Origin of the sequence: Alishewanella sp. d11, from assembly GCF_049390205.1 — a bacterium.
Lineage (GTDB): Bacteria > Pseudomonadota > Gammaproteobacteria > Enterobacterales > Alteromonadaceae > Alishewanella.
Window position 1 is genome coordinate 3,304,574 of sequence record NZ_CP186547.1, and the last position, 16,600, is coordinate 3,321,173.

Genomic DNA, 16,600 nt, shown 5'->3' on the forward strand with positions numbered 1-16,600 from the left:
GTTAGAAGAAAACGAGGTTTTTATGTCAAACAGTGTAGTCTCAATTTCAGAACAAGCTTTTTTTACCATTATTACTGCAGCTTTAGAAGCGTATAAGGTTGACCACTCTAAGTTAGAAGACGGCTCCGAGATTCGTTTGGAAACCTTCGGTAATTTATGGGGGCACGAAAGTTTTACTTCGGGTGGTTCAGACATTTATCATATTACCAGTGCGGATGTTTCAACATCTGCATCTAGAGAACAGCATAGCGTGCTTCCGAAAGATGAGGCTTATGATCTCAAAAGTCAATTTGTGGAATACTTTTTTCCTGAACTAAAGTACCTAGGTGACTATCATAGCCACCCTTATAGTTTAGAAAATAATGTAAGAACAGAGTTGGATTTAGAGCGTCATGAGCTATATCATTTTTCAACAGCTGATTTTAAGGCTGTTAAATACGAGCAAGAGCAAGGTAAAAATTATCGTGTTGGCTTGGTTGTAACCGTTTTTGAACGTAATGAAAAAGTAGGAAGAAAAGATACATGGATGGACGATAGTAGCTGTGTTCGTTTCCAGTACGACAATGTAACCATCTGGATAAAAGCTTATGTTTGGTCAGGTGAGGATTATCGCCGCAGAACTGACAAAAAAGTATCTCTTGTTTGCCCTGCAGTAGGTTTTGCTTTGCGGAATATTAGACAGGCGGATCTTGTTTAAAAAACAAGTTTTCTTTAAGCCCCTAATTTTTAGGGGTTTGCTTTTATTTTTGAACTAATTTTATTTGTATATGGGCTGCGAATGTTTATTTAGCAAAGTGATCAAGCTCCTTGTCTAATTTTAGAGCTTGTGTGACCGGATAAAAAATTTGTTATTTAACACATGCGCTAGTTCAGTTAGAATCACTGTTTATCTTTACAGATCATTGTGGTCAGTAGATTAAGAATAAGTGTTGGAATATGGCCTATCAAGATCTTAAACCCAGCTTTGCTCGCCATGAAACTTTTGGCTTGCGTTATAGTTGGTTACCAAAAGGATATCGAGCTTTCATCGAGTGTGACGGAGTTAACGCCTTCACCGATGACCATGCCACTGTTAGGCTTGGTGTTGGTAAAAACATGGTCAGTTCTATTTTCTATTGGTTACAAGCTTCAGATATCATTTTTAAAAACCTTGATAATACTTATCAGATATCACCAATAGGTAAAGAGATAATGGGTAAATACGATCCTTATCTCGAGGACGATGGGTCGTTACAGATTATCCATTGGCGTATGTGTAGCAATCCCAATCTAGCAATGGCGTTTTACTGGTTTTTTGGGCGTTTTCATGCTCTTTCATTCAGTTACGACGAAGTTGTAACTGCTTTTAAAGATTTTTGTCGCGGTCGTTTAGGCATTTCAATTAGTGACTCTTCACTTGAAAAAGACATCAATATGGTGCTCAGAATGTATGCACCACTTCGGAAGAAAAAAGAATCTATAGAGGATTGTTTTGATAATCCAATGTCTCAGCTTGGGTTAGCACAATTTAATGAAGTTGATCGCCGTTATCTTAAACCTGTAACTGACCAACCTGAGATTAGTACATATATTTTCACTTTCGTTGTTTGTGATTTCGCGTTCCGTAAAGGTGCAACAATTTCAGTAACGCTCTCTGAACTTATGAAAGGGCAAGAGGGGTTACCGGGGCCTGCGAGCTGTTTTTGTCTCTCACAAAGTGGCACTATAACCATGCTAGAGAGGATGCAACGCGAATTCCCATCTCATTTAGAGCTAAAAGAGCAGGCGGGTAATTGGGTTTTGTATTTCACTGGTAATAGCAAAGGTATAAACATGCTGCGCGATTTATCATTACAGAATTACTATCAGGGTTAAAATGCGCAAGAAAAATAATGTGTTAAACGGATTAACAATTAATACCTACTATTCAAGGTCGGTAAATGTCGAGCGTGATTTAACCGACGAAGAGGTGATACGCGCTTATATCCCAACTGCCCGTGCAAAAGAAACATTAGAGCGTTTATTAAACTCAGCGACTAATGCTAAAAGAACTAGCTCGTTTTCATTGATTGGTCCCTACGGCTCGGGTAAATCAAGCTTTGCTGTTTTTCTAACGCAATTACTTGCGGCAAAAGAATCAACTACACAACAAACAGCACTTAAGGTTCTAGAATCTGCCGATAAAGATCTCGCTTCAGCTTATCAAGACCATCTAGTACTAGGAAATTACTTGCCCTTAGTGTTAAGCGGTAATCCTGAACCGTTATCGCGAAGGTTAATTGAAGCGATGCGATCTGCTGCATTACTAAATGGTCGTATGAAAGATGTTGTCGATTACATAGAGAAACTTAGAAAAAGCAATTATACCCACGAAGATATCAAGATTGCGCTTTTGTTATTACAAAAGAACGTACATAACCAGGGTGGTCAGGGGCTACTGTTAATTATTGATGAGTTTGGTAAGTTTCTTGAGTACGATGCACGTCATAGTAACAGCGAGGATATCCATTTATTACAGATCATAGCTGAAGCCAGTAAAGGATCTGAATATGGTCGAATTCTATTTTTCGTATTGTTACATCAAGCTTTTGATCAGTATGCAAAAGGGATGAGCGATTCGCTCAAAAAAGAATGGAGTAAAATCCAAGGGCGTTTTGAAACCATCCCTTTTCTGGAAAGCACAGAACAAACGTTAAAAATTCTGGCTAATAGTTTTACTTACTCGGCGCAAGAAGCTGATAGACCCGTTATTTTAAAACAAATTAAGGATACAGCTCGTCACTTTTTAAAAGCAGATTTACTAAAAACAAGTTTGGACGAATCAGCACTATCTGAACTATTACGACGTTGCTATCCGTTACATCCCATTACAGCATTAGTATTACCGCAACTTTGCCAGAAAGTAGCTCAAAATGAGCGAACTTTGTTCTCGTTTATTGGAAGTCATGAGCCTTATGGTTTTCGTGAACTTGCACATAACAGCCAAGATGGCTTTATTGGCCTAAATGGCATCTATGATTATTTTATCGCGAATCAGTCAGGTGCTATTACTGATAGCCTTACGCAAAAAAGATGGTATGAGGTTATCAGTGCCGTAGATCGTTTAGGAGACGCAGAAGCTAATGAAGTAAGTTTGCTTAAAGCGATAGGGCTCCTCAACATTATAGGTGTGCGAGGAGGTTTTAAAGCCTCTGAGGATTTATTACGTCTTCTCTTCGGTGATACATTTGAAACAGCTAAGCAAAGCTTAACCTCTAAATCACTAATAGTCTTCCGCCGTTATAGTCAGGAATATGCTGTTTGGCAAGGGAGTGACTTTGACCTGGATGGTGCAACAGAGAAAGCTAAAAATGAAATTGGCCAATTCAGCTTAGCTGAAAGATTAAATACGCAAAGCCCTCTAGAGCCAATCATTGCGAGAAAACATAGCTTTGAAAAAGCTGCATTACGTTATTTTATGCCCGTTTTCTCTGATATCAGCAGCTATAAGAAACTACTAGATAATAGCTCTGAGCCAAGGTTAGTGATTTTTTTACTCCAGGGTGCAGAGGACCAGAAAAAAGTCGATATTATCGTTCAACAGTTTGTTAATGCTAAGAGAATGGCCGATGTATTATTGTTCTGGCCTAATGCTACTCTTATTGCCGATGCAGTATTGGAAGTCTTAGCACTTAAGCAAGTGCAGCAGTATGAGCAACTTTTAAAAGAAGATAGGGTTGCGCTGCGGGAATTCAGTGACAGGCTTTATGCTGCAGAAATGTATCAGCGCAAGGCTCTTAAGCAAATAATTGAAGATACTTCTAAGGCACAATTTTTTGCACCAGCACTTATTGCATCAGATGAGCACATTAAGTCACTAGATATTTCAAATCGTCGAGCGCTACAAACTTTATTAAGCCAAGTCCTCGATGTCGTTTTTACAAAAGCACCAATAATTCGTAATGAACTGATCAACCGAGAGTCACCTTCGCCGCAAGCAAATTTAGGTAAAAAGAATCTACTCTTAGCTATGCAGCAGCATTGTAAAAGTGACGCTTTTGCTATTGAAAAATTTCCTCCTGAAAAGGGTATGTATTTAGCCATTTTTCGTGAGTCTGGCCTTCATAAGTATCTAGAAGAAAACTATGTACTTGTTGAGCCTAATTCAGAAGATGACAAAACGAATATCAAACCTGTTTGGGATGAAATTAAGAGCTTTTTAGAATCGACGAAGAGTAGTGCAAAAGGTTTTGACGAGTTAGATACTATATTAACCAAGCCACCATACGGTGTGAAGCCTGGGCTTTTATCGATTCTATATGTAACAGCTATGACCCTATGGCAAGATAAATTAGCCATTTTCGAGGAAGGTGTATATCAGCCGGATGGTCTTACGCCAATGCGGCTACAGATATTTTTAAAGAATCATAAGTATTTTAAAGTTCAACTCTTTACCCAAGCTAATACTCAAGAGCGTTACTTAGATACACTCGCGAATAAGCTAGGTTTTGCTGTTGATAGTTACAGTTTGCTTGATCTCACTAAGCAAATAATGACCCCCATTATTAACGCTCATCCCTATACTCAGAATACTGAGAACTTATCGGAGCAAGCCAAAAAACTGAGACATGCCGTTAAAACTTCTAATACACCGCAGCGAGTATTAGTAGAAGCAGTGCCAAAAATTTTCAATATCGATTCGTCTCAATTTGAATCTGTTAATCAGGGACTAGAACAGCTTGTATCAGCAGTTAAAGAGATTAAGAGTAGTTATAGCAAGATGCTGCAATACTTCGCTGTTCAGTTGGGGAGTGCCTTTTCAATTAGCAGAGACGCAACGGTTGACTTGCGTGATTACGTGCTGCAAATTAAGGAACACGTTTCTAGTTTTGGTAACAGGTTTGATGGCTTATTAGCTGAAGGTTCAGAGGAACAATTGCTAATAAACGCACTAAAGTTTAAAGCTGATATTGAAGATCCTGTGGATTGGTTAATTGAAATTTTAACGGTTATAGGTCGTATAAGTCCGGAAAAATGGACAGACCGCGATGTAGAAACGGTTAAAAAGCGATTAAGAAAAATTCATGCTGCTTTTGCTGATGCAATGGAGCTTCTAGAACAAGAAGATAGTAGTACTAAAAGAAATAACTTATTCTTTGTTAAAAGCTTAAGTAGTGATAGTAAGATGAGACGGCAAGCTGTGGCAATAAATGATCAACAGTTAGTTAAAGCCCAAGAAATTGCTGATGAGCTAACTAAGCTTCTTAACGCAAAGGATATTGATGAGGCGGTAATCACTGCAGCATTAAGTAAATTAATAGGTCAGGTTATACATGAGTGATAAAAAAGTGCGTCATGTTCTGGGGTTATCAGGAGGGAAAGACTCTACTGCATTAGCCCTGTATATGAAGAAAAAGCACCCTGAACTAGAAATAGAGTATTTTTTCTCAGACACCGGTGCTGAGCTTGAAGAAGTTTACGAATACTTGCATGAACTAGAAAAAATTATTGGTCCAATCCATCGCTTAAAAGCGGATAGTAATTTCGATGATTTATTAAAAATTCATGGTAATTATTTACCTAGCGTAAGGCAGCGCTGGTGCACAGTACAAATGAAGTTAAAACCTTTTGAGCGTTTTGTGGGTAATGATCCAGTAATTAATTACGTTGGTATCCGCGCAGATGAAGCTCACTATCGAGAAGGTTATAAAGACGGCAAGCCAAATATTGAGGTGGTGTTTCCATTTATTGAAGATGGCCTAACTAAGAACGATGTCAAAAATATTCTTGATGCGTCAGGTATTGGATTGCCAAAGTATTACCAATGGCGCTCACGTTCAGGATGTTATTTTTGTTTCTTTCAGCAAAAGGGTGAATGGGTTGGCCTATTAGATCGTCATCCAGAACTTTATGATAAAGCCGCACAGTATGAAAAAATTAATGAAGTTACTGGTGAGCGATATACCTGGATGCAAGGCACCTCTTTAGAAGAGTTTAAATTACAAGCAGATAAATATCGGCAAGCTAAGGCTAAGGACAAAGACAAACACCTGTCGTGGCAAGAGCAGTTGAAACAACAAGCCGAGGCTAATGCGTTTGATGATGACGACGATCTTTGGGATCGTGGTTGCACGATTTGTCATTTATGACGGAGCATATTTATGAATTTCAAGGACTTGAATCTTAAAAGCGTATACAGAACATCAACAGACGATTTACTCAAAGATTTTTACATACCAGCAATTTCAGTTGCTAAAAGATATGATCGAGCAGTCGGTTATTTCTCTACTAGTCTACTTTCCTATGCATTAAAGGGGATCAGTTCATTTAATTATAATCAAGGTCGCATGAGACTAGTTATCGGATGCCCTTTAGATGATGATGAATTTGATGCAATAAATGATGCTGAAGTATTAAAAGAAGTCAAAAGGAAAATAAATCTTGATTTGAATTCATTGCTTAGCGCAGAACTTTCAAAAGTCCACGCGTCGCGGCTAAAAATCTTTTGTTATCTTGTAGCAACCGAGAGGCTCGAAGTCAGACTAGCTTTAAAAAAACAAGGCATGTTCCACGAGAAAATTGGAATTTTTTATGATTCCGAAGATAACAAAATTCTCTTTAATGGATCAGCAAATGAAACATTAAACGCCCTTGATAATAGATATAACTATGAATCTGTAACTGTTTATTCTTCTTGGGAAGAGAAAGAGTACTCGAAATATGCTGAACCTTTTGAGTTAGGCTTTGAAAAGCTTTGGGATGGAAAAGAAAAAGATATAAAGATAATAAAATTACCTTCTGATTCTTATGAAATAATCGCAAAAAAATATCGAGATAGCTCGGCTGAAATTTCGTTTCTTACAGAGTTTGATGAAATAGAACAAATCAATGATGTCTTGAAATCAGGTGAGCCTGTAGTCCCAAACATTCTTAATGGATCGTTTTTTAAATTAAAAGATCATCAAAAAGATGCTTTATCATCTTGGCAAAGTAATAATTTTAAAGGAATATTAAGGTTAGCAACCGGTTCAGGAAAGACAATTACTGCTATGTATGCTGTAAGTAAGATTTTCGAAAAGTCGGTTAAGCCTACTCAGCTTGCATTTGTAGTCGCTGTACCATATGTTACCTTGGCAGACCAATGGATTAAAGAAATGGCATTATTTAATATGGAAGCTATTTCTTGCTTTGAAAGTCGTGACTTGTGGGAGGAGAAACTAAATGGTGCGATTAGCTCATTAAAATCAGGTGTTTTAAGTTTCATCAGTATTGTTGTCGTAAACAAAACTTTAGGTTCGCCTGCATTCCAAAGGTTAATAAAAAAAATACCTAGCGAGAATTTATTTTTTGTCGGTGATGAATGTCATAGGCATGCGAATAGAAACATATCACATTATTTACCATTAGCTCAGTTCCGAATGGGCCTTTCTGCTACACCCTATATTGAATCAGATGAATTAGATGATGAAAATGAGAGTAAAGATATTCTAGAAACCTATTACGGGAATGTTGTTGCCGAATATACTCTTGCTGAAGCAATAGCTGATGGAGTTCTTACTCCGTATCATTATTATATTTATCCGGTTGAGCTTTCGATCACTGAAACAGAAGAATATATAGAGCTGTCTGAGAAAATAGCGTCAATACTCTCATATAAAAAGCTAAGCGAAAGTGATGAGGCGCAGTCTCTGATAAGAAAAAGAAACAAAATTATTCAAAATGCATCTGCTAAAGATGAAGCTCTAATTTCTTGTCTAAATAAACCAGGTTTTAAAAAGAGGCCATTTTCAATATTTTACGTCGGGGAAGGTTACTCATTTGATAATCAAGACATGAAAGAGTTGAATAGAATTGCATCTATCGCTTCAAAATATAATTGGAAACTTTCGCCTTTCACTTCAATGGAGTCTAGGGCTGAGCGAAAATCTATAATGAACAGTTTTTTGAATAATGAGATTGATGGATTGATATCGATGAAAGTCCTTGATGAAGGAGTTGACATTCCTCAGTGCTCTCAAGCTTTTATTTTAGCGAGTAGTAATAACTCAAGGCAATTTGTACAAAGGCGGGGCCGTATTCTTAGGCGGTATAAGGGAAAAGATTACGCATATATACATGACTTTTTTGTTTATCCAAATAAATTTTTTAAAGACAATTTTCATGCAAAGAAAATTGTCTTAAAGGAGTCCATAAGAGCTGAGGACTTTATAAGGGCGTCTGTAAATAGATCCGAATGTCAAGCGGTGCTCGACAAATTAGTTTGTCACTTCAAGGATTAATAATGAATAGCAAACAGCAAGATATGATTAAAGTTATGTTGGTTAATTTGGTCAGGGTCGAAAGAAGGGCTTTCTATGGAGTTGTAGCCAATAAAAAACAAGTTATCCAGAAAATAATTGATGATGGTTTTAAAAGGCATTTGGAGTCCAAGGATGATAATATATAAAGTAGTTTTTAATAATTTTAGACAATTCTTCGGTGAAGAAGAGTTCTCTTTGGCTTATGACGAAATAAAAAACGTAACTTTAATTCATGGATTAAATAACTTCGGAAAGACAACTATATTAAATGGTTTGCTTTGGGCATTTTGTCAGAAATTTACAGATGACTTTGATCAGCCCCATATCTTAATCAATTCGGAGGCTGCAAAACTTGGAGCTTCAACTTGTTATGTCGAGATCGATTTCGAAGTTGATGGAAAAAATTTTCTATTGAGACGAACTTATGATAGTTCTGATTCAAAAGCTAGATGTACGATAAGAGAATTCTGTGAAGGTACTTTAATGGCACCTATTCCTGAGCCAGAGCTGGTTATTAACAGTTTCCTCCCTAAGGAAATGGCAGAGTATTTCTTTTTTGCTGGTGAGGGTAGCAGTGCAATTAACACAGGAAGCGGAGGCAGTGATTTAACACAGGCGCTTCGAAATATATTAGGCTTTAGAGTTGCAGAAAATGTTATTGAATCACTAACGAGTCATCTGAAAATTATCCGAAAAGATATGTCTGCACTGGACACTTCTGGTGAAGCTGCTGCCTTGGTAAGGGAGCTTGAAGAGTTAGAAAGCCAACAAGCTATCCTGAAAAATCAACTATCCACTTGTGAAAGTGAATTACCTAAGGTTGAAGAGAATCTCAGAATAACAGAGGAGAAGTTAATAAAAATCAATAACACTGACCTCGCTAGTTTGAGAGCAAAAGAAAGAGAATTTGAGAAGAAAGTAAAGAGCTACAGTGATTTATTAAAAGAAGCTGAGCGAGCAAAAGCGACGTTTGTGTATAAATTTGGTTTTGCAGTTTTCGCTTCAACATTCTCAAGTGAGACCCTTGATTTTATTGATGAGTCTCAATTAGCGGGGCGTTTACCTGAACCATATAACAAAACACTTATTGAAGATATTCTTAAAGCTCAAGAATGTATTTGTGGTAATCATCTTGTTGAAAATGAAGCGGCTAGAAAAAAATTAATTTCTTTGTTAGATAAGGCTGCAAATCCTGAGCTTCAGAGCAGACTTCAAGGTGTTAGAGCTCAAATTCAAGATATAATGACGCTGAATAGACTTGCTAATGATGAGTTGAAAAGTACGCTCTCGAATTTGACCTTATATGACAAAGAACTACAGCAAGCTATAAATTCTTTAAAAGCTGTTCGTTTAGAGATAGAAAAGATACCTGAAGAAGAAATATCTAAACTGCAAGCGATGCGGCTATCATACAAGAAAGATTTGGATACTCTAAAAACTCAATTTTATAAGTTTAAAGCACGTTTAGATGATATTGAGTCTCAGATTAAATCAAAAACTACCTCGCTAAAGAGTAAAACGGTTAATACTGAGCAAATGTCTTTTCTTGAAGCTAAGGCAACTTTTGTTGAGCAATCTGCAATGATGCTGGCGAATCACCTTAGAGCTATAGAAAGTGATGTTAGAGAACATATAATCAGTAAGCTGAAGGAACTTATTGATGTATTTTCTAATAACGACTATACAATTTCGACATCGGATACTGGTTTCAAAATTTATTTGGTTGACAGAAATGGCAACAGATTGGGGCAAGGTGCTGGGCTAAATCTTTTAATAAATCTTACAATTACCGCTGCACTTGTTAATTTCGCTATTAATAAGCAGAAAATAGAGAGTGACTTTTTAACCTCTGTTACCCATGCCCCGCTTGTCATTGACTCCCCATTTGGAAAGCTCGATGACAATTTTAGAGAGGTTGTTGTGCGTGAGCTTCCAAGACAGGTAAGACAAATCATCTTTCTTGCTTCCGATAGTCAAATGTCTTCGGAGATGAAGAAGGTGTTGAAGGAAAGAATTGGTGCTGAATATTATTTAGAGCTGCACCAAATTAGTTCAGTTGCAGAAAAAACACCAAAATATCTAAATTTTGAAGATAGAAAAGTCTGTTGTACTATTTTCGATTCTGAGTATAACTGCACTAAAATTAGGGAGGTCTAAATGTACACGCTCAACCAAAGTCTCTTAAATAAGAATGTTAACAGAAACAGAAAGTACGAGGCGATTGTAGATTTGTTCGTTAGACCAAACACAAATTCAGATTCCAATTTAGTCAAAATTTTTCCAAATATTAAAGACTTAATTATATTTGCTGCGATGCTTGGTAAGCATTATGAACGGAGGGAAGAAGTCGATAAGTCAGACTGTCAAGGGATTACTTTACTGCAATTCTCCGGTTCAGGTAGCACTAAAGACTCTCGGCAGCATCAGCACCATTTAATATTTATGTTCGGTGTTCTGTGTAATAGAGATATGAATTTCGCGAGAGATGAAAATATTGATGCTTGCATTTCTCTTTTTGAAGAGTATTCAAATGGTGGACTTTCTATAATAAAAGAATGGCTAGAAGAATCTGCTTGGAAGCAGTCAATTATTTTTGAAAAACTTTCTCACTTTATACTAGAGGATAAAAAAGTTGGTATTGAGCTGCCAGTAGATATTTTTAGCTAATATTCAAAAAGTGTTTGTATATTGCGTTGTTATGTTACTACTTATTATGTTCACTATGATTGAAGAAAGTAACACTCTGTTTGGTCATATCTATTTTGATTCGTTCGTTTAATACGAGCGAATCTGTATTTTTGCACTTAGTGTATGTTAATAGCGTGACTTTCCCAGATGTGATGTGGATTTTTATCTCATGTATGTTATCAATATCACCATACAACTGTAGAGCTGATCCTACATATACACGAAGAATTGCAGGTAAATCCTTTAGATAACCCTTCTCAATAGTTAACGAATGCGGCGCATCGTCTTCATAAAGAAGCTTACCGGTTACTTTCGTTACTATGCCAACACAGGCTTTTTCGATAATATCGGTATCAGCAATACTAAATAGCAATTCTTTCGCTTGGGTTAACGCTACATTGAAATTTCCAAAAAATGCTTTAATGTCGCGCTTTAAGCTTTCCGGGTGCCGGGAATAGCCTTTATGTTTTTGAAACTGTGCTAGGGCAAAGTAAACCAATAAATCTTCTTTGCGCATGTTGGCAGCTTGCTCAAGCTCGTCTTGGTTGTACCATTTACTAACTAAGCGCAACGCCTTTTTTGGTGAGCCTGATACTTCAATGAGTTGTTGATACTGGTTAAATTCTTCTTCTGCCGGCATACGGCCAAGATCAAGGCAACATTTCCAGAAGGCTTCAAATAAAGGTTCGTGCTGGGTAAACAGCAAACGCGCCTGGCTTTCAGTTGCAGGTTCTGGTGCTGTTAAATGTCGCCATTCGTAATGTCGTTTTTGCCTGTTTTGTTGGAATTGCTGCTCTAAGTTTTTATCTCGAAACACATAAAATATGCCAGGACCAATAGCAATAGCGTTTTCATCTAATGTGGTTTCAATAAACTCTTTTAACTCGCTTTGGCTGTAGTACTTTTGAAAGGTATTGCGTGAGGTAATTACGCCATCTTTATAAGGCTGAAACTGTGCAATATAGCTTTCGTTAGCAAGCATGGCTGAGACGACTAACAGTTTTTGAGCGAGCTCCCAACTCCCAAGAAGGGCATCTATGCGCTCATCTTTATCCTCAATAACATTAATGACAAAGCCTATATTCACTATATCAGAGCAAACTTTATCTGCGTCTGGACGAAAATTTGGGTCCCAACCAAGAGCATCTAAACCATGAGCTTCTAACTCTCGAAGATCATCCCCTCTGCCGCAACCATAATCAAATATTGAGTATTCTCCCTGCAAAAATCCGTGTTTTGCTAAGGTTTTCATAGGGGATGAGAGTTCATGCCGCACTAAAGCAGTTCTATGTCTATCTATACTTTGTTCTTCTGCTGCGCTTTGTAATGCTGAGCTACGAAATAAGCGCCCATCAACTAGCTCGTAACCATGCTTGGCGATTAAACGATGCCAGCTGGCTTTAAAGCCAATCATTCTTGGGTTGTCATACAAGCCTGCAGCTTCGCCTTCCTGAGTAATTAAACAGAAGTTTTCATATTCTGGATGCTCTCTTAGAATAAAGTGCTCTTTGCGGTGCAGGATTGGCGGGTTGTCATGATCGTCATAACGAGTGATCTTGTGTTGTAGTTTGACTAAATCTACCGTAACGCTTTGTTGTAGTACTGGGTATGCATCAGTATAAAAATCAGGGTAGTGAAGAAGTGATAAGCGAAAGTTATTTTTAAACAGCTTAACAATGTTCCAATCTTTATCTGATACTTTCAGTGCCGTAGCGACCACGCTAATAAATTTCGCAAGTACGGGCGGTAAAGCAGTAAAGGCATCCCTATGCAAATAAATAGCATCAGGCAATTTTTTACCTGCGCTTACTTGTTTAATTAGCTCATTAAATTTTTCAGCATTCATTAGTAATTAGCCAAATGGAAAGCATGTGTTTTAAATGGCGATATGCTATCTAAGGCTAGCATATGCTTATTATCTTTAGTAACCGCAGGACATTCAGCAATAAAGAAATCGATACCCCTGTCTGTTTTTATGCTTCGTAAATAGATAGGGATAATTGGCATTGATGCCGGTATTTTTGGGAGCAGGCTTAGTATGGGGTAGAGCAATTTATGCTTGGCTAGAGAATCGAATTTATCACCATGTTTAGCTTCAACGATAAATAAGCATTCTCTATTATCACGTTTTGCGACAAAAACAGCATCTATTTCAACTTGGCCTTGTTGATGAAGTAAAGTTGCATCATGGTCGCCTCTTGGCCTGAACTCAAAACTAAATACACTTTGACCCGTTGCGGGGATTAATAATGATTCAGACTTTTCAACGCTTAGCGCGTGCGGCAACAAGCCTGAAGCTAAAGCGAGATTTACTACAGAGGTTTCCGTAACCTTGGGTAACAGCTGAAATGGAAATAACGAGCGAATAGACACATCGGGTAAAAAAAGTTCAGGTGTCAAAGCTGCAAATAGCTTTTCATCAAGAAAGAAAAAATCCGAGTAAGAATCTTTCGCCTTAACCAAACTAAAGAAAGAACCTTTGTTTTTGGGTCTACTACCAAGCCTAAGAACCATCATGTTAGCTTGTTTTAACTCAGCTCTAAGTTTTTGTATGCTATCTATGTAGATATAAGGCCATGGTTCAAGTGCTTTACCTTGAGTGCTTTCACTATACGACTTAAATGATTCCGGTTCCGAGACAACTTGATTGCTTTCAATGAAACTCTCAATTTTTTGATTGTAGACCATCAATATTGTCCGTTTTGAAAAAGCTATCACTTGATGATAACTGAATAAATAACATAGGAAAACGTTAATTAAAGATGAGACGCCAACGTGATTGCGTCTGGCCCAAAAGCTTTTTTGCCTGGATATCGTCGACCATTTTCGCTTTGCTGCATTATCTGTAAATGCTTTAAAGGTTGCTCAGAAATGCTTACATGGATCGGTCTATTTCGCCCATAGAAATAAAGTTTGTCAAAGTTTAGCTGTTGACAGATAAATTGCGCTACTAAGTGCATTTGGTCTTCATAGCCATGCACAATAAAGTCACAAGCTGCACCTGTGCGCCCACAAATTTCAGAGCCCTTAGAATTCAATTCAGCACAGGCATGTTGGTCCAAGCTAGGAGCAGTTCCAGAAGGTGATAGTCGCTGGATATATCGATGCAAAGCAGGGCTGGTAAAGCCATAGGTAATATTTAACTTGCCGAAACTCTCAGTAATCGGATTTAGTATTTGCTCAATAAGTTGAGAAAGATAAACTTCAGATGCTGACGTGGGTTTATTTTCACCGTCAAAATTATGCTTAACCAAATGCCAGTTAATTAATTGTTCGTAAAGCACTTCGTTAATTCTCATAGGACCAAATCCTTGTTGCTGATAGGAAAAAGATAAAGAAATCGATTACCTTCTTTTCGGAAAACTAATTTACCGGCTAGCCGCAGGTGCATTAATTGACAATCTGAAACTTTGAGTGCCTCTTTAGCCTCTTTGCTAGTTAACCATTTGGCAGATGATGAATTTCTTTGAAGGTTTTGCATAAAGCGTGCACTTTTAGTTAAATAGACCAATTAACATGCTAATATATAGTGTGCTTATAGGAAATTGAAAGTCAACTAACAAATTTGAAGTTATGAGTTTAAAGTACAAGTTGAAAATCTCTTTTATAAACTGTAATGTCAATTTGTGTAGTTACTTTGACTTAGTAAACACGAACATAAAGAGATTGACAGTGATGCCAGATTTTTTCAAATGAAAAATTTGGTGATTAGCCTTTTGTGACTTAAGTGTTGCATTTTGCCAATGTAAATAAATGAGTATTCAAAAGGGTTTTCATAACATATCACAAACATAAAGCTACTTTTATTGTTAATAGATAGATAGACAAGGACTGCCGCTAAGGTTTTCATATTTAGCGCACTGCTCGATTTTTAATTAATTATTTGAAAAGTTAAATAAATCAATACTGGCCTTAGCCAAACGAGATTGCATGATTCCGCTAAAATTTTTGCGAAAAAATTAAAGAGGTTAGTAAAAATTAGTAAATCTCAGGCATGAAAGCGAATTTCATAATTTAGCTAGTTAGTTTAGCTCAGTATATATGAAATTAGATTATTTAATTATTATTCAACTTGTGGTTTTCAATTATGGTTTGTTTTTCTTATCAACAAAAAAGTTGTGAAGTTACATTTAGAATTAGAAAAGATACTAATGTAACTGAACTTACTAATAATCTTACTTTACTGTCGAAATCTGAAGTGCTTGCTAAAGTCACAGTTGAAGTATTTCATCTTTTTAATGATTTGGGATACAACATTGAAATTCGTTATGCAAAACGTCACACTGATTCAGGCAATCCAGAGTTAAGTGAAGAAAAACCTAAAGCTAATGCTTCAGCTATATCGTTCTTTTTAAAAGGTGAGGATGGATTTTTAGCTCGCATAAGATTTCCACAAAACTATTCGATTGGTCAGGAAGAAACTCAGGATGCGTGGTGGTTTATTGATACTGATACAAACGGTATAAGAGATGAAAAATTTCATGGTCGAATTTATGGGCAGTTTTTAAAAAGCGGTGTTGAGATTGAAAATTCGCTTAGTAATTTTTATAAAAACTTGGCCGAGATTCATAAGCTACAAATTGAGCAAAGAGTTGAAAAAATTAACCATCAAATTCAAACTTCAACTTCTCAGGAAGTAAAAATGCATCTAAATACCATCAAATACGGCCCACCAGGTACGGGTAAAACTTATTCCTTGGTTAATGATATTAAATTTCTATTACAGCTCACTGAAAAGGAAGATGAAACGGAAATTAGCTCTATTGCAGATTTGAAGCATGTTTTAGGACATAAGATTGAGTTCTTTACTTTTCATCAATCATATAGCTATGAAGACTTTATTGAAGGTATTAAAGCCGAAATAACAGAGACGCAACAAGTTAACTATGCAGTAAAAAATGGTATTTTCAAAAAAATTAGCCGTCGTGCTTATTTAGACAAACTGTTTTCTCAAAATAGTGATCAAACTATTAGTGATAAAGATAAAAAAGCATGCCTTGATTTATACGCCGAAAACACAGACAAATGTCTTTCATATTTTGCAAAAAATGATGAGACACACTTAGCTAATAAAATTCTACGTATAATTGAAAAAAAATCTAAAAGTGAATCAAGTACAACTGTTACGCCAAAGTATGTACTTTGTATTGATGAGATAAACCGTGGCAATTTATCACGAATTTTTGGTGAGTTAATTACCTGTATTGAGAAAACTAAGCGCCATGGTGGGGGCGAGACTATCCCAGTTACTCTGCCTTATTCTGGCGATCTGTTTGTAGTTCCCGATAATCTGTACATTATTGGCACGATGAATACGGCAGATCGCTCTTTGGTTAAGCTCGATAATGCAATGCGTCGTCGTTTTAACTTTGAGCTGATTAAACCGGATGCCAGCTTACTTAATACCAATGTGGATGGCGTTAATCTTGAAAATTTTCTTAACGTAGTGAATGCTAGAATTAGACAGCGGTTGGGTATCGATTTTGAACTTGGGCATGCCTACTTTATGTGTATTAATAATCGCGCTGATTTTGAGATGGTTATTAAAAACAATATTATTCCATTACTTAACGAGTACTTTTTTAACAACAATGCCTCCGTTCAGGAAATTCTACAAAATACAGACGCCGATCCATATTTAGACAGGTAATTGT

Annotated in this window: 12 protein-coding genes; 9 read left to right on the forward strand and 3 right to left on the reverse strand. The window is 36.8% G+C overall.

Features of this window, described 5'->3' with window-relative positions:
* Nucleotides 1-22 precede the first annotated feature (22 nt).
* The 8 genes from ACO1PK_RS14850 to ACO1PK_RS14885 all read left to right on the forward strand — a co-directional run bounded on the left by ACO1PK_RS14850 (nt 23) and on the right by ACO1PK_RS14885 (nt 10,925).
* The gene (locus ACO1PK_RS14850; RefSeq protein ID WP_423186383.1) at nt 23-697 is read left to right on the forward strand and encodes a hypothetical protein; all 675 of its coding nucleotides are present in this window, start codon (nt 23-25) and stop codon (nt 695-697) included.
* A gap of 239 nt (nt 698-936) precedes the next feature.
* Nucleotides 937-1,854, forward strand: a complete 918-nt coding sequence (locus ACO1PK_RS14855; RefSeq protein ID WP_423186384.1) for a DUF4007 family protein — start codon at nt 937-939, stop codon at nt 1,852-1,854.
* Between the two features lies 1 nt (nt 1,855).
* Nucleotides 1,856-5,299, forward strand: a complete 3,444-nt coding sequence (locus ACO1PK_RS14860; RefSeq protein ID WP_423186385.1) for a hypothetical protein — start codon at nt 1,856-1,858, stop codon at nt 5,297-5,299.
* Complete coding sequence (locus tag ACO1PK_RS14865) at nt 5,292-6,107, forward strand: phosphoadenosine phosphosulfate reductase family protein (protein ID WP_423186386.1); 816 nt, start codon at nt 5,292-5,294, stop codon at nt 6,105-6,107. Before ACO1PK_RS14860 ends, ACO1PK_RS14865 begins: the two co-directional genes overlap by 8 nt.
* 12 nt (nt 6,108-6,119) lie before the next feature.
* Nucleotides 6,120-8,237: a DEAD/DEAH box helicase family protein gene (locus ACO1PK_RS14870; RefSeq protein WP_423186387.1), complete on the forward strand. Its 2,118-nt coding sequence runs from the start codon at nt 6,120-6,122 to the stop codon at nt 8,235-8,237.
* Between the two features lie 2 nt (nt 8,238-8,239).
* Nucleotides 8,240-8,404 (forward strand): hypothetical protein, encoded by a 165-nt coding sequence (locus tag ACO1PK_RS14875; RefSeq protein ID WP_423186388.1) that lies wholly within the window; start codon nt 8,240-8,242, stop codon nt 8,402-8,404.
* Nucleotides 8,391-10,415, forward strand: coding sequence for a hypothetical protein (locus tag ACO1PK_RS14880; RefSeq protein ID WP_423186389.1), 2,025 nt, complete (start codon nt 8,391-8,393; stop codon nt 10,413-10,415). The genes ACO1PK_RS14875 and ACO1PK_RS14880 overlap by 14 nt, the downstream gene beginning before the upstream one ends.
* Nucleotides 10,416-10,925: a hypothetical protein gene (locus ACO1PK_RS14885; RefSeq protein WP_423186390.1), complete on the forward strand. Its 510-nt coding sequence runs from the start codon at nt 10,416-10,418 to the stop codon at nt 10,923-10,925.
* A gap of 37 nt (nt 10,926-10,962) precedes the next feature.
* On the opposite strand, the gene ACO1PK_RS14890 is transcribed toward ACO1PK_RS14885, so the two are convergent.
* The 3 genes from ACO1PK_RS14890 to ACO1PK_RS14900 form a co-directional block, all read right to left on the reverse strand.
* Entirely contained in the window at nt 10,963-12,792 is a 1,830-nt protein-coding gene (locus tag ACO1PK_RS14890) for a DNA phosphorothioation-associated putative methyltransferase (protein ID WP_423186391.1), read from the reverse strand.
* On the reverse strand, nt 12,792-13,634 hold the full coding sequence (locus ACO1PK_RS14895) for a DUF6997 domain-containing protein (protein ID WP_423186392.1): 843 nt from the start codon (nt 13,632-13,634) through the stop codon (nt 12,792-12,794). The genes ACO1PK_RS14890 and ACO1PK_RS14895 overlap by 1 nt, the downstream gene beginning before the upstream one ends.
* Nucleotides 13,635-13,702: 68 nt before the next feature.
* The gene (locus ACO1PK_RS14900) at nt 13,703-14,245 is read right to left on the reverse strand and encodes a hypothetical protein (protein ID WP_423186393.1); all 543 of its coding nucleotides are present in this window, start codon (nt 14,243-14,245) and stop codon (nt 13,703-13,705) included.
* 788 nt (nt 14,246-15,033) lie between these two features.
* Here ACO1PK_RS14900 and ACO1PK_RS14905 point away from each other — a divergent pair.
* The gene (locus ACO1PK_RS14905; RefSeq protein WP_423186394.1) at nt 15,034-16,596 is read left to right on the forward strand and encodes an McrB family protein; all 1,563 of its coding nucleotides are present in this window, start codon (nt 15,034-15,036) and stop codon (nt 16,594-16,596) included.
* Nucleotides 16,597-16,600: the final 4 nt, after the last annotated feature.